General features: G+C 70.9%; 10 protein-coding genes. 6 read left to right on the top strand and 4 right to left on the bottom strand.

The genetic code is table 11. From position 1 onward, the window contains the following. Positions 1 to 105: 105 nt before the first annotated feature. From ABZS54_RS38135 to ABZS54_RS38125, 3 genes are all read right to left on the bottom strand, one after another. Positions 106 to 336, bottom strand: a complete 231-nt coding sequence (locus ABZS54_RS38135; RefSeq protein WP_020552594.1) for a DUF3107 domain-containing protein — start codon at positions 334 to 336, stop codon at positions 106 to 108. 200 nt (positions 337 to 536) lie between these two features. Then, entirely contained in the window at positions 537 to 1,175 is a 639-nt protein-coding gene (locus ABZS54_RS38130) for a TetR/AcrR family transcriptional regulator (RefSeq protein WP_355546687.1), read from the bottom strand. 217 nt (positions 1,176 to 1,392) lie between these two features. Then, positions 1,393 to 1,638, bottom strand: coding sequence for a hypothetical protein (locus ABZS54_RS38125; RefSeq protein ID WP_355546685.1), 246 nt, complete (start codon positions 1,636 to 1,638; stop codon positions 1,393 to 1,395). Positions 1,639 to 1,862: 224 nt separating this feature from the next. Between ABZS54_RS38125 and ABZS54_RS38120 the strand changes: the two genes are divergently transcribed. The 3 genes from ABZS54_RS38120 to moeZ all read left to right on the top strand — a co-directional run bounded on the left by ABZS54_RS38120 (position 1,863) and on the right by moeZ (position 6,023). Continuing rightward, positions 1,863 to 2,804, top strand: a complete 942-nt coding sequence (locus ABZS54_RS38120; protein ID WP_355546683.1) for an alpha/beta hydrolase — start codon at positions 1,863 to 1,865, stop codon at positions 2,802 to 2,804. 40 nt (positions 2,805 to 2,844) lie between these two features. Next, positions 2,845 to 4,686, top strand: coding sequence for a DUF3152 domain-containing protein (locus ABZS54_RS38115; RefSeq protein WP_355546681.1), 1,842 nt, complete (start codon positions 2,845 to 2,847; stop codon positions 4,684 to 4,686). 155 nt (positions 4,687 to 4,841) lie between these two features. Beyond that, on the top strand, positions 4,842 to 6,023 hold the full coding sequence (moeZ, locus tag ABZS54_RS38110; protein ID WP_355546679.1) for an adenylyltransferase/sulfurtransferase MoeZ: 1,182 nt from the start codon (positions 4,842 to 4,844) through the stop codon (positions 6,021 to 6,023). A 135-nt stretch (positions 6,024 to 6,158) separates the two neighbouring features. On the opposite strand, the gene ABZS54_RS38105 is transcribed toward moeZ, so the two are convergent. Further along, positions 6,159 to 8,501, bottom strand: coding sequence for a lysylphosphatidylglycerol synthase transmembrane domain-containing protein (locus ABZS54_RS38105; protein ID WP_355546677.1), 2,343 nt, complete (start codon positions 8,499 to 8,501; stop codon positions 6,159 to 6,161). 212 nt (positions 8,502 to 8,713) lie between these two features. On the opposite strand from ABZS54_RS38105, the gene ABZS54_RS38100 reads away from it, so the two are divergent. The 3 genes from ABZS54_RS38100 to ABZS54_RS38090 all read left to right on the top strand — a co-directional run bounded on the left by ABZS54_RS38100 (position 8,714) and on the right by ABZS54_RS38090 (position 13,396). Then, a complete protein-coding gene (locus ABZS54_RS38100) occupies positions 8,714 to 9,058 on the top strand; it encodes an MGMT family protein (RefSeq protein WP_355546675.1) in 345 nt (114 codons plus the stop codon). Between the two features lie 237 nt (positions 9,059 to 9,295). Next, a complete protein-coding gene (locus ABZS54_RS38095) occupies positions 9,296 to 12,541 on the top strand; it encodes an ATP-dependent DNA helicase (RefSeq protein WP_355546673.1) in 3,246 nt (1,081 codons plus the stop codon). 141 nt (positions 12,542 to 12,682) lie between these two features. Next, on the top strand, positions 12,683 to 13,396 hold the full coding sequence (locus ABZS54_RS38090; protein WP_355546671.1) for a hypothetical protein: 714 nt from the start codon (positions 12,683 to 12,685) through the stop codon (positions 13,394 to 13,396). Positions 13,397 to 13,458 lie beyond the last annotated feature (62 nt).

The following is a 13,458-nucleotide window of genomic DNA, read 5'->3' as shown; positions in this document are numbered from 1 at the left end:
AAATAACTGTTCCACACCGGGGGGGGGGCGGGCGGGGGGCCCCCCCCCCACCACCCTCGGGTTTGTTGGTGCCGCTGCCGACACCGTCGGTCGGGCGTCGGCTGCTCAGGCGTTGGCGCCGAAGCCGACCTTGCGCGCCGACGACTCGCCGATCTCGACGTAGGCGAGTCGGTCGGCGGGCACGATCACCCGGCGGCCCTTCTCGTCCGTCAGGGACAGCAGCTTGGACGTGCCCGACAGCGCGTCGGCGATGGCCCGCTCGACGTCCTCCGGGTTGTCCGTGCTCTCCAGCACCAGCTCCCGCCCGGCGTGCTGTACGCCGATCTTGATCTCCACGGCTGTCCCTCCGGCCTTGAAATTCTGGAGATCGGCGCCGCGACAGCCGCGGGCCGTACCTACCCCAGCAGGCTAGTCGAGAGCCGAGGTCACCGAACGCCATGACAGGTACGCCCAACGCGAACGCCGGACGGGAACAAGATCGCCTCCGCGCCCGTAGCCCCAGGTCCGTCCGAACAGGTCCGAACAGGTCCGAGCCGTCAGTGCGGCGGGTCGTCCTTGCGCGGGAACCGGGAGATGCCGCGCCAGGACAACGACGAGACCAGCAGCGAGGCGGCGTCGCGCGGGATGGTCGCGCCGCGCGCGATCCAGTAGCGCGCGGTGACCTGCGCCATGCCGGTCAGACCGATCGCCAGGAGCATCGACTCCTCCTGGCCCAGCCCGGTGTCCTCGGCGATGATCTTGCTGACCGCCTCGGCACACATCTCGCTGACCCGCTCCACGCGCTCGCGCACGGCGCTCTCGTTGGTCAGGTCGGACTCGAAGACCAACCGGAACGCACCACCGTCGTCGTCCACGAAGGCGAAGTAGGCGTCGACCGTGGCGGCCACCCGGAACTTGTTGTCGTGCGTCGACTCCAGCGCCCGCTGCACCGCCGCGAACAGGGCCTCGCAGTGCTGGTCGAGCAGCGCCAGATACAGCTCCAGCTTGCCGGGGAAGTGTTGGTACAGCACGGGCTTGCTGACCCCGGCGCATTCGGCGATGTCGTCCATCGCTGCCGCGTGGTAGCCCTGCTTGACGAAGACTTCCTGGGCGGCGCCGAGGAGTTGCGTCCTGCGCGCGAGCCGGGGCAGCCGGGTACCGCGAGGACGGGGATCCGCATCCTGGATGGCTGTCACGGGGCTCCTCAAGGTGTCGCTCAACGTGTCGCGGATACCGGATGTCTCGGTGATCCGGCGAGTTTCTCCACCACGTCATCCTACTTTCGGGTAACCCAGGGCGTAAGTTTTGTGGCGCAACGAAACAGGATCCCGCGCTTGCGACAACCCCCGCAAGGGGGCGTGGGGAGTGCGCGCGAGGGCGCCGCGAGCCCTGGGACCGGCTTCCGCGGCGGTGCTAGCGATAGTCGTCGTCCTCCGGGTGCCCGACCCCGCGGCGCTGCTCGGTCGCGTCCGCGGGATCCACGCCGTCGGGCACCGACTCCCACACCGGTTCGCCCTCGGCCTCGTCCGCTCCCACCGCGGTGTGTTGTTCCACCGCGTCCGGCACCGGAATCTCGGGGTCTTGGGCCGTGTCGTCGGAAACTGCGGCGTCACCGACGGTGACGTCTTCGAACTCGGGGGTGTCGTCGATTCGGTACATAGGGCCTCCCTGCCCGTGCGGTCCGCTGCCATGCGGTGTCCCGCAAGTCCATGATCCCCCCGAATCCCTGCAGCACTTCGGGGATCGATGTCGAAACGTGATGTGGGAAGCGTTTACAGTGACGTCATGAACCAGGGCATAAGAGCCGAGACCACCCGGTGCGACGAAGCCGGTCGAGGCATCCGCCCTTCCGTCTCAGTGATCGTCTCGTAATATTGCCCACCGTGACGACCCTCAGCCCCGCAAGCGACGCCGACGTGACGCCTTGGCCTGCGCGTACGGTCGAAGTCGCCACAGGCAGTGAGGTCGTGGTGCGCCGCGACGCACTCCACGATTTCGACCTGCCGCCCGCGATGATGATCCACGGACTCGGCGGCTCCTCGCTGAACTGGACGGAACTGGCCGCCGAACTGCGGTCGGATCTTTCCGTGGAGATGATCGACCTGCCCGGCTTCGGGCACTCGCCGCCGCCGCGGAACGGGGACTACTCGATCTCCGCGCACTGTCGTGCGGTCGAGGGGGCGATCCTGTCGCTGCGCAGGGGCCCGGTGCACCTGTTCGGCAATTCGATGGGCGGCGCGGTCGCCACTCGGCTCGCCTCCCGCCGGCCGGACCTGGTCCGCACGCTGACGCTGATCTCGCCCGCGCTGCCGGACCTGCGGGTGCGCTCGTCGGTGCTGCCGACGGTGGTTCTCGGGGTGCCCGGCGTGGGCCGCGCGCTGCTGCGGCTCAGCCGCAACATGACGCCCGAGGATCGCACCAGGATCTCGATCGCGATGATGTACGGGAGCCCGGACGCGGTCGGCGAGAAGGCCTTCGCCGACGCCGCGGCCGAGTACCGGCGTCGGCTCGAACTCCCGTACATGATGGACGCGTTCTCGCACTCGACCCGGTCGGTCATCGGGGCCTACCTGGAGCGTGGCGAGCGGGCGTTGTGGCGGCAGGCGGCCGACGTGCGGGCGTCGACGCTGCTCGTCTACGGGCGCCGGGACAAGCTGGTCGACCCGCGTATGGCCAAGCGCGCGACCGAGACCTTCCCGGACGCGCGACTGCTGGTGGTGCCCGACTCCGGGCACGTGGCCATGCTCGAACACCCCCGCGTGGTGGCCCGGGGTTTCCGCGAACTTCTCGACGGGGCCCTCTCGCCGTCGAACGTGGTGGGGTGAACGCAGACTCATGGGACGTCACTCGGGAACGCAGACGAGCGTGCAGTACGACGGAGAGGGCCTGCCGGACGACGCGCTCTCCGGCAGTTACGCGGCGGTGCCCCAACAGGTCGCGTACGGGCAGGTCCACGAGGACGGCTACGGCGGCGGATGGACCGACACCTCGTACGGCGGCGGCTATCCCGAGCAGGACACCGGCTACCACGGCTACCCCGCGGACCCCGGCTACGGCGGTTACCCGGTCGCGCAGCAACACACCGGGAGCTACGGGTACGACGGCGGGCAACAGCACGGCTGGGAGCACCCCGCGCCCGAGGCCGGTTCCGGCACCTGGGCGGTGCCCGGGACGATGCCCGGCGAGCCCGCGCACTGGGACGACCCGCTGGAGCCGTACGGCGTGCAGCCCGGGTCGGTCGGCCAGGTCCCGGACACCTTCCGCACCGACACCCTGGGCACCGACACGTTCGGCGTCGACGCCTTCGGCGCGGGCGCCCTGCACACCGGCTCGTTCGTCACCGGTTCGTTCGGCACGGATGCCTACGCCACCGGCGGCTACCCGGCGACGAGCCCCGCGAACGACCTGTACGCCGCGGACGGCTATCCCAGCGGGATGCACGCGATCATCGAGGCGCCCGCCGCGCCGACCTACGACACCACCACGTTCGAGCCACAGAGCTTCGTCGGCTACGGCTACGACGCCTCGGGCGGCTATCCGGCGGTGGTGCCGGTCCAGGATCCGCTCGCGGACGCGCTGTACGAACTGCCCGCCGAGCCGGAGCCGGCGAACGGTCCCGGGGCGGGGCAGTACCTGATGGAGTCCGAGCCGTGGGCCGTGTCGGCCCCCGAACTCGACCTGGAACAGCTCTCGTTCGCGACCGAGGCGACCGACGACCACCTGGGCCCCGAGTACTCGGCCAAGGAGCCGGGGCACGGCTTCGAGCCGGACACCGGGAGCATCCCGCCCAGGGGCCGCGCACAGAGCCGGAAGGCCAACCGGCCCGCACCGCGCAAGGGGCGGCGCACCCTGGTCGCGGCGAGCGGCGCGGTGGTCACCGGTGCGGTGCTCGCCGGTGCGGTCGTGCTCCAGATGCCCGACGAGAGCTCCTCCAGCCATGCGGCCGGCGACGATCAGGCCACACCGGGCGGTGCCACCAGGCCCACCGACCAGGCCGCGTCGCGCGGCGCGGATCGGGACCCGGTCACCCCGGGCGGCGCCTCCTCGCTGCCGCTGCCGACGCCCGCGTCGCCGGTCACCACCGACCAGCTGACCCTGCGCTTCCCGCTCGACCCCAAGCTCGGCCTGAGCGGCAATTTCGAGACCGTGTCCGGCAAGGAGGCCGCACCCGGCCCCGGCCGCAAATACACCTACGCGGTCCAGATCGAACAGGGTCTGCAACTGGACGGCGAGTTGTTCGCGACGACCGTGCAGAAGACGCTGAACGACAAGCGCAGTTGGTCGAGCGGGGGGCTGACCTTCGAGCGCACCGACGGGCCGAAGGCGGACTTCGTGGTGCGGCTGGCCAGCCCGCAGTCGGTACACAAGGCGTGCAGCCCGATCGTGGGCGACACCAGCACGGACAACGTCTCGTGCGACGCGTACGGCACCCCGTACGTGATGATCAACGCCTGGCGCTGGGCCCAGGGTTCGACCGCCTACGGCGACGACATCGTCGGCTACCGACAGATGCTGATCAACCACGAGGTCGGTCACCGACTCGGGCACAACCACGAGAAGGCGTGCGGCGCGGGCGGCATCGGGGCCGGGCTCGCTCCGGTGATGATGCAGCAGACCAAGACCCGGGTCGCGAGCGAGGGCGCGATGAAGGGCGAGACCTGCGAGGCCAACCCGTGGCCGTACCCGTCGGGCAAGTTCACCAAGTAGCCCGATCGCCCACCCTCCGGGCCGCCTCGAAGGCGCCCGGTGGCTCTCGCGCGCGAATCTCACGGACCGGACCCGCTGCCCGGGAATCGGGACGAGCGTGGCACTGTTGCGGTAGGAAAAGAGCCGAGATAGACAGTCCGACCATCGGAGTTTCCGTGTCGCAGCTACCACCCCTGGTCGAGCCGGCCACCGAGCTGACCGTCGACGAGGTCCGTCGTTATTCGCGCCACCTGATCATCCCCGACGTCGGGATGGACGGGCAGAAGCGGCTGAAGAACGCCAAGGTGCTCTGTGTGGGCGCCGGTGGCCTGGGATCACCGGCGTTGATGTACCTCGCCGCGGCCGGCGTCGGCACGCTCGGCATCGTCGAGTTCGACACCGTGGACGAGTCCAACCTGCAGCGCCAGATCATCCACGGACAAAGCGACATCGGGCGATCCAAGGCGGAGTCCGCACGCGACTCGGTCAAGGAGATCAACCCGTACACCCGGGTCGTCCTGCACGAAGAGCGGCTCGAGGCCGACAACGTGATGGAGATCTTCGGGCAGTACGACCTGATCGTCGACGGCACGGACAACTTCGCCACCCGTTACCTGGTCAACGACGCCTGCGTGTTGTTGAACAAGCCGTACGTGTGGGGCTCGATCTACCGCTTCGACGGCCAGGCCAGCGTGTTCTGGTCCGAGCACGGCCCGTGCTACCGCTGCCTGTACCCGGAGCCCCCGCCGCCCGGGATGGTCCCCTCGTGCGCCGAGGGCGGCGTGCTCGGCGTGCTGTGCGCGTCGATCGGGTCGATCCAGGTCAACGAGGCGATCAAGCTGCTGATGGGCATCGGCGAGCCGCTGGTCGGCCGGCTGATGATCTACGACGCGCTGGAGATGACCTACCGCACGGTCAAGGTCCGCAAGGACCCCGAGTGCGCGGTCTGCGGCAAGAACCCGACGGTCACCGAGCTGATCGACTACGAGGCGTTCTGCGGTGTGGTGTCCGAGGAGGCCCAGGAGGCCGCGCTCGGTTCGACCATCACCCCGCGGCAGCTCAAGGAGTGGCTGGATGCCGGCGAGAACATCGACCTGATCGACGTTCGCGAGCCGGGCGAGTACGAGATCGTCAAGATCCCTGGTTCGCGGCTGATCCCCAAGAACGAGTTCCTGATGGGCCGCGCCCTGGAGGACCTGCCCCAGAACAAGCGCATCGTGCTCAACTGCAAGACGGGTGTGCGCTCGGCCGAGGTGCTGGCCGTGCTCAAGAGCGCGGGATTCAAGGACTCCGTGCACCTTGGTGGCGGTGTGATCGGCTGGGTCAACCAGATCGAGCCGGAGAAGCCGGTCTACTAGGTCCTCGGGGCCGGACGGCCGGGCACCGGCCCGGCCTCCGGCCGAGGTCCAAAAAACGCCGAACGGGCCGATCTTCGGCCCGTTCGGCGTTTTCGGCCGCGGGCATGGCGCCGTCCTCGGCTCGCGGGACGGCGCTCAGATCGCCTGTTTGCGTTGCAGGTGGGTGAAGGCGAGCCAGCCCGGCAGGACCGGGAGCCAGAAGGTCAGGAAGCGGTAGAGCAGGACGGCCGCCGTCGCGGTCTCGAAGGGCAGGCGCGCGGTGCTGGTCAGGCCCGCGATCAGGGCCGCCTCGACCGCGCCGATGCCGCCCGGCGTGGGTGCGGCCGAGCCGATTGCGTTGCCGGCCAGGAAGACCACCGCGATCGCGGCGAAGTTGGCCGAGCCGCCGAAGGCGCGCACGCTGGCGTCCAGGCACAGGATGAAGGACAGCGTGAGCAACACCGTGCCACCCAGCCCGGCCGCGAGCTTGGTCGGCGTCTGGAGCACGTCCAGCAGCCGCGGCACGATGCCCGAGAACAGCTGCCGCAACTGCTTGACGATCCAGCGCCGCAGCGGCGGTACGGCCATCACCAACAGGCTCACCAGGGCCAGGATCAGCAGGCCCGCGATCACCGCGCCGGACGGTGCGAAGGACGGTGTCTCGGCGGTGCCGGCGATGTACCCGAAGAACGCCAGCAGGCCGACGTGGAAGACCAGGCCGCCCAACTGCGACACACCCACGCTCGCGGCGGCCAGGGTGGGCGGGATGCCCGCCTTCTGTAGATAACGCGTGTTCAGCGCGACACCGCTGACCGCCGGTGGCGCGACCAGCTTCACGAACGAACCGGCGAGCTGGACCATGGTGGTGCGAAACAGCGACAGCCGTTCCGGGACGAAGCCCAGCAACATCAGCGCCGCACACACGTAGCTGAGCGAGGACGCCAGCAGGCCGATCGCCGCCCAGCCCCAGTTCGCGCTGTTGAAGATCTCGCCCAGGTTGACGTGGCTGAGCTGGGACAGCAGGAAGTAGCCCGCGAACGCACTGGCGACCACGGTGACCAGGGTGCGGGCGCGGACCCGCTCCAGTCGGACCGGCTCGACCTCGGCCTGCGGGCGCAGCTCCAGGATCTGCTCACGGATCCGGGAGAGCAGGTTCTTGTCCTTGCGCAGCACCGAGCGGGTGCTGCGGCTGAGTGCGACCTTTTGCAACAGCGGCAGGCAGGCCGCGACGGTGTCCGCGCCGAGCACCTCCGCGGCCGTGTGCACGGCGCGTTCCTCGCCCACCCGCAGTGCGATGGTGGTGAGCAGTTGTGCGGTGTCGATCCGCAGTGCCAGGTCGCTCGAGGCGATCTCGCCGGCCCGCAGGTCCACCAGCCACGGCTGGCCGGTGCCGTCCACCATGATGCTCTCGGCCACCAGCCGCCGATGGGTGAGCCGATGCGCCTGGAGCAGGCCGAGCAGCTCCCACAGTCGAGCCAGGAGTTCGTCGGTGAGTTCGTCGTCGTCGAGGGTGTCGAGGGTACGGCCGGGCACGTGCGCGTAGGCGAGCAGCGCGGCGTCCGGGCCGACCTCGGTGGTGGCCACCAAACGCGGCGCACGCACTCCCGCATCGGCGCACGCGTACGCCATCAGCGACTCCTGCTCCAGCGCGCGGCGCGTGGACAACACGGTGCGGCGCTGGGTGACCCCGCGCAGCACGAGTCGGCGGTAGAAGCGGTAGATCGCGCCGGAGGCCTGCTGATCGCGGTCGAGCACGGTCACGTCCAGCAGCCGCTCGTCGGCCAGCCGGACCGCGTAGCGGCGGGTCTCCTCGGGGCCGTCGTCGGTGCGTACGCAGGACAGCGCCACCAGGCCGAACCGGCGCAGTGCGGCGACCACCGACTCGGCCGGCGGCCGGGTGTTGGGCAGGCCGACCGCGTACAGCGTCGCGTAGGCGATGGTGCGGCCGAACAGCACGCTGGTGAGCAGCGCGACGGGCGTGGTGTAGCCGCCGACCAGGACGGTGGCCGCGTTCAGCAGCAGCAGCGTCCACACCACGAGTTGCCAGCGGGGTCGGCGTACCAGGCCGACCGCGGTGACGTAGGCCACGATCGGCGCGAGGTAGCCGTGTACCGGGTCGGTCCAGCCGGTCCGCGGCGGCGGCAGCGGTCGGGTCAGCGCGTCGCGCAGCGCCTCGGGGCCGGGGCCGGTGATCCACCAGTCCAGCCCGAGCGAGGCCAGGTAGGTCACCGCGGCGGCGATCACCCCGTCGGCGACTCGCAACCCGTCTCGGCTGACCAGGCGTTCGATCCCGTAGGCCACCGGCACCACGAGCACCGCGACGGCGAACACCCCGCCGGAGAGGTTGAGCAGCAGGTGCGGCGTGCTGTTCTGGGCGCCGCGGACGATGTCCGACTCCAGGCCGGAGGTGGTCTGTCGGGCGATGCTGGCCAGGAAGAAGACCACGCCGAGGGCGAGTACACCGAGCAGGACTCGGATCAAATCGGACGATCGGTGCACACGCAGCGGTTGTGAGGGCTCGACTACGAGGGCGCGCCCGTCCCCGGGGGCACCCGTTGCGATCGTTCCGTCATGCTCTCGTATCACCCGTCACCACCGCGTCGATGGTGCCACGACCCGCGCCCGGGATTGGGCCCGGCCGCGCCGAAGTGCGGCCGAAAGGGCTTCGGCCCGCGCCGCCCCGTGTCCGAGGACTCTGTCACCATGTCCGGATGAGTGACCCTAACCCCTTCGCCGAGCGGGTTCTCGACTTGGTCGAGCGCATTCCGCCCGGGCGGGTGATGGCCTATGGGGACGTCGCCGAGGCCCTCCAGGAAGGCGGCCCCCGACAGGTCGGCCGCGTGATGGCGCTGTTCGGCGGCGGGGTGCCGTGGTGGCGGGTGGTACGCGCGGACGGCACGTTGCCGTCCAGCCACGCGGTGCGCGCGCCCGGGCACTACCGGGCCGAAGGCACGCCGCTGCGTTCCGGCGGTGAGCGGGTGGACATGGGTCGGGCGCGCTGGGTGCCGGAGCCCGACGAGGTGCCCGCCGACCGGGAATTTCCACCGATCTCCTGACCGCCGGGGGCGGACGGGGCCACAGTGGTCGCGCCCTGGTGCGACAGTGCGCTCTCGCGTGCTTCCGGGGCGATCGCGCCGGGTGTGATCTGATGGGCTTCGGCCGCGCCCTGCCGACCGGGGCGCGGCCGACCCACCCGGACCGACCCACCGCGACCGGGGCCGCGATCCGCTCGCGCCGGCCCGGCCCGTGCACACCTCAGGATTCGACGGCGACCCGAAGGCACTTTCGGCCAGATGACCACCCCGACCCCGGCGTACCGCCTGCGGCGTACCCCCGTGGCCCCGCCCGCGCCCGTGATCCCCGACGACTACCAGCGTGCCGTCGTCGAGCACCGAGGCGGGCCGCTGCTCGTGCTGGCCGGTCCCGGTACCGGCAAGACCACCGTGCTCGTGGAAGCGGTCGCCGCGCGGGTGGCGCGCGGGATCCGGCCGGAGGAGATCCTGGTCCTGACCTTCGGCCGCAAGGCGGCGGGCGAACTGCGCGACCGGCTGACCGCGCGGCTGCGCGCCGCCGGGGCGCGGACCGCGGCGGTGCCGACCGCGACCACGTTCCACTCGTTTTGCTACGCGCTGGTGCGCGAGCATCAGCCGGCCGAGTTGTTCAGCTACCCGCTGCGCCTGCTCACCGGTCCCGAGCAGGACGTGTTCGTCCGCGAGCTGCTCGCGGGCGGGGTCGAGGAGGGCAGCCAGAGCTGGCCCGCCGAGTTGCGCGCGGCGGTGGGCACCCGGGGGTTCGCGGACGAGGTGCGCGCGGTGATCGCCCGCAGCCGTGAACTCGGGCTCGATCCGGACGCGTTGGCCCGGTTCGCCCAGGACACCGGGCGTCGGGACTGGCGGGCCGCGGCCGACTTCCTCGCCGAGTACCTGGACGTGATCGACGCGCAGGGCGTGGTCGACTACGCCGAACTGGTGCACCGCGCGGTGCTGCTCGCCGAACGGCCGGAGACCGCACAGGTGTTGCGCGGGCGCTACAAGGCGGTGTTCGTCGACGAGTACCAGGACACCGACCCCGCGCAGGTGCGGCTGCTGGCGGCGCTGGCCGGCGACGGTCGGGACCTGATCGCGGTGGGCGACCCGGACCAGTCCATCTACGCGTTCCGCGGCGCCGATGTGAACGGCATTCTCGACTTCCCGCACCGCTTTCCGCGGGCCGACGGCGAGCCGGCCGACATCGTCGTGCTGCGCACCTCGCGCCGGGCGCCGGCCGGGTTGCTGGCCGCGTCGCGAGTGGTCACCCAGCGCATGCCGCTGAGCCGGTTGCCCGGCGATCGGGTACGCGCGCACCGCGAGCTGATCCCGTCGGTGTCGGGCGCCGAGGACCCGAGCCGGGTCGAGGTGTACACGTATCCCACGCCCGGCGCCGAGTTGGACAACACCGCCGACATCCTGCGCCGCGCGCACTTGGAGGACGGGGTGCCGTGGGGGCAGATGGCCGTGCTGGTGCGCTCCGGCGCGCGCTCGATCCCGGGCCTGCGGCGGGCACTGTCGGCCGCCGGGGTGCCGTTGGAGATCGCCGGCGACGAGTTGCCGATCGCGGCCGAGCAGGCGGTGTCGCCGCTGTTGACCGCGCTGCACGTGGCGGCGGAGCCGAGCGTGCTGGACGCGGAGACCGCGCGCGCGTTGTTGCAGTCCCCGTTGGGCGGTCTGGACGCGGGTGATCTGCGGCTGCTGGGGCGGGCTTTGCGGGCCGAGGAGCGGGCCGCGTCGGGTGCCGCGGTGGCCGGCACCCGGCCGTCGGCCGAGCTGATCCGGGATGCGCTGGCCGAGCCCGGGCAGTTGGTCGGGATAGAACAGCGGGTCGGCGGTGGGGCGTTGCGCCTGGGCATGCTGATTCGCAAGGCGCGCGAGGTGCTGGCGGGCGGCGGCGGCACCGAGGACGCGCTGTGGGAGTTGTGGCAGGGCACGCCGTGGCCGGGTCGGCTGGAACGGGCGGTGTTGCGCGGCGGTACCGCCGGGCGCAACGCGGACCGCGACCTGGATGCGGTGGTGGCGCTGTTCGAGGTGGCCGCCAAGGCCGAGGAGCGGGCCGGCCACCGGGGCGCGCTGAACTTCCTGGCCGAGCTCAAGGCCCAGCAGATCCCGGGCGACCGGCTCGACGACAGCGCGCTGCGCGGCGAGTCGGTGCGGTTGTTGACCGCACACCGGGCCAAGGGCCTGCAGTGGCGCCTGGTGGTGGTACATGGGGTGCAGGAGGGGCTGTGGCCGGACCTGCGCCGGCGCGGCTCGCTACTGGAGGCGGACCGGATCGGTTCGGACGGTCTTGCCGAGCCGCTGTCGCCCGGTGCGCTGTTGGCCGAGGAGCGGCGGTTGTTCTACGTCGCGGTCACCCGGGCGAAGGAGCGGCTGGTGGTGACCGCGGTCGACTCCAGCTACGACGACGGCGATCAGCCCTCGCGGTTCCTGGAGGAGCTGGGCGTGCCGCCGGTGGAGGTCAAGGAGCGGCCCAGGCGTCCGCTGTCCACCTCCGCGCTGGTGGCCGAGCTGCGTTCGGCGGCCGTGGACCCGCTGGCACCGGCCGTGCTGCGCCGGGCCGCCGCGCGCCGGTTGGCCGCGCTCGCGGATCTGCGCGACGACGAGGGGCATGCGCTGGTGCCGGCCGCGCATCCGGACCGGTGGTGGGGGCTGGTGGAGCCGACCGACCCCGGGGTGCCGATCCGGGATCCGGGCAGCGCGGTGCGGCTGTCCGGCAGCTCGGTGGCCAAGGTGCGCGACTGCGCGCTGAGCTGGTTCCTGGGCAGCGAGGTGCACGCGGACTCGCCGCGTTCGGCGGCGCTGGGCTTCGGCAACGTGGTGCACGCACTCGCGGACGAGGTGGGTACGGGCGCCACCTCGGCGGAGCTGCCGGTGCTGATGGACCGGCTGGATCGGGTCTGGGACGCGTTGGCGTTCGAAGCGCCGTGGCAGTCCGAGCAGCAGAAAGACGAGGCCAGGACCGCCCTGGAGCGGTTCCTGTCCTGGCACACCCACGAGCGGCACCGGGTGGTCGCGGCGACCGAGCACGGCTTCGAGGTCGAGCTCACCGCAGGCGAGTACCGGGTGCTCATCCGGGGGTCGATGGACCGGGTGGAGCGCGGCGAGGACGGGCTCGCCTACGTGGTGGACTTCAAGACCGGCCGCCGGCCGCCGACGCGGACCGAGGTCGAGGAGCATCCGCAGCTCGCGGTGTACCAGGTCGCGGTCGCGGCCGGCGCGCTCGACGAGGTGCCCGGTTTCGAGGGCGGCCGGCCGGCCGCCGGCGGTGCCGAGCTGATCCAGTTGCGCTCGGCCGACAAGGGCGACGCCGAGCAGCCGCTGGTGCTGGCCCAGGACCCGCCGCTGCCCGGACCGGACGGCGGGACGTGGGTGGGCGGCCTGCTCGCCGACGTGGCCGGCCGGATCCTCGGTGAGCGTTTCACCCCGAGCACGGGATCGCACTGCGACCGGTGCGACTTCCGCAGGTGTTGCAGCGCGCGTCCGGAGGGACGGATGACGGTCGACTAGTTGGTCCGCCGGCCGATTCCGGTGCGCCCTTCCGTCGGCATTTCCCCGCGAAACCATCAATATCGGGGCGGTTGATCATGCGTTCTTTGCCATAGCCATACTCAACGCAAGCAACTCCAGTCCCCGAATCAAAGGAGTTTCGTGCGCACTTCACGCATGGCCATGATCGTTCCCGTCGTTGCCCTCGCCTTCGCCGGGCTGACCGCCTGTGGCGGCTCCGAGGAGAAGTCGAACGCCGGCACCGACGCCAAGGTATTGGCCGACGAGGCGCAGAAGCTGCTCAAGTCGGTCGCCGACTACAAGATGGTCGGCGGCGGGCAGGACGAGGAGACCAAGATCGAGTGGGACCTGTGCATCCGCAACGGTGTGGACGTGCAGGGCAAGATGGTCATCGACGGTAGCCCGGTCGAGATGGTCATCGTCGGCAAGGACCAGTACATGAAGGCCGACGAGGCGTTCTGGAAGAAGTCGATGGGGGAGAGCGTCCCGCCCGCCGTCCTGGACAAGGTCCTTGGGAAGCTGGCCGGCAAGTACATGAAGACCCTGGTCGACGAGGATGACTCGTTCGCCAACATGACCGACTTCTTCGACGGCTCCACCGACGGGGTGATCAAGGGCGAGCCGGTCAAGATCGACGGCGCGAAGGTGATCCCGCTCAGCAAGAAGGACGACGAGGGCGAGACGACCACCCTCTACGTGCAGGAGAAAGGCAAGCCCTACCCGTTCATGGTCAAGTCGGAGGGCAAGGGCAATGCCACGGCGAAGTTCACCAAGGGCAAGAGCAAGTGTGAGCCCACCGCGCCCGCCGAGTCAGTGACCAAGGAAGACTTCAAGCGGGAGTTCCAGGACGCCTGATCCGGACGCCTGATCCACCGCACGACCCGGCCCCGCGCCGCGACCGTCCCTGTCGCGGCGCG

Source organism: Embleya sp. NPDC005575, assembly GCF_040605455.1.
In the GTDB taxonomy this organism is placed as follows: Bacteria; Actinomycetota; Actinomycetes; order Streptomycetales; family Streptomycetaceae; genus Embleya.
Note: the sequence above shows the minus strand (reverse complement) of the source record. Positions and strands in the feature narration are given on the sequence as shown.